The sequence below is a fragment of the Pseudomonas sp. D1HM genome (assembly GCF_019266105.1).
GTDB lineage: Bacteria > Pseudomonadota > Gammaproteobacteria > Pseudomonadales > Pseudomonadaceae > Aquipseudomonas > Aquipseudomonas taetrolens.
Map to the genome: position 1 here is coordinate 1 of NZ_LRMN01000053.1, position 585 is coordinate 585.

The 585-nt window shown below is 53.8% G+C and carries 2 pseudogenes; both read left to right on the top strand.

From position 1 onward, the window contains the following. A pseudogene (locus AWM69_RS22680) lies at positions 1–341 on the top strand (sel1 repeat family protein); the annotation flags it as partial. A gap of 77 nt (positions 342–418) precedes the next feature. Further along, positions 419–585: pseudogene (locus AWM69_RS22685) on the top strand (sel1 repeat family protein); the annotation flags it as partial.

Consider the following 585-nt stretch of genomic DNA (forward strand, 5'->3'; position numbering starts at 1 on the left):
ATGGACAGGCGAACTACGAACTGGCCCTTTATTACAAAATACTCAAGGACAACTTCCCAATTGCACTGCAGCACTACCAAGTTGCACTTTCGCAAGGCCACCAAAGTGCGGCACTGATTATGAAATATGTATTCTCCAGCAATTCAAAACCCCACTTCAGGATGTGGTACACACCGAATGATTCTTTATATGAGGTTTACGCGGAATATTATTCACAACTAAGAAATGACCCTGACATACGCTTCCCCACCCTGATGAAAGACCATCCCCTTCCACCTCACCCGACCCAGGGCTATGACGCAGAAAGACCGGACTGGAAGCCCGAGCACGCCAGGCCATGAACAACAAACGCCCCCAACGGCTTAGCCCATGCACGACACAAGGTGAGTTGATGCACATCATTAAGCGTTGCGCCCTGATGCTTTTCTTATCCCTGAGCACAACGGCCATGGCCGAATCTGCGCCCTTTGTCTGCGTCCACGAAAAAGACCACCTGCCAGCGCTCGACCCGCTCGCCGACAGCTGGTACCGGGAGGCTGCGGCCCTGGCCAAACCCGATACCCTGCGGCCCTGGGCGCGCATCGT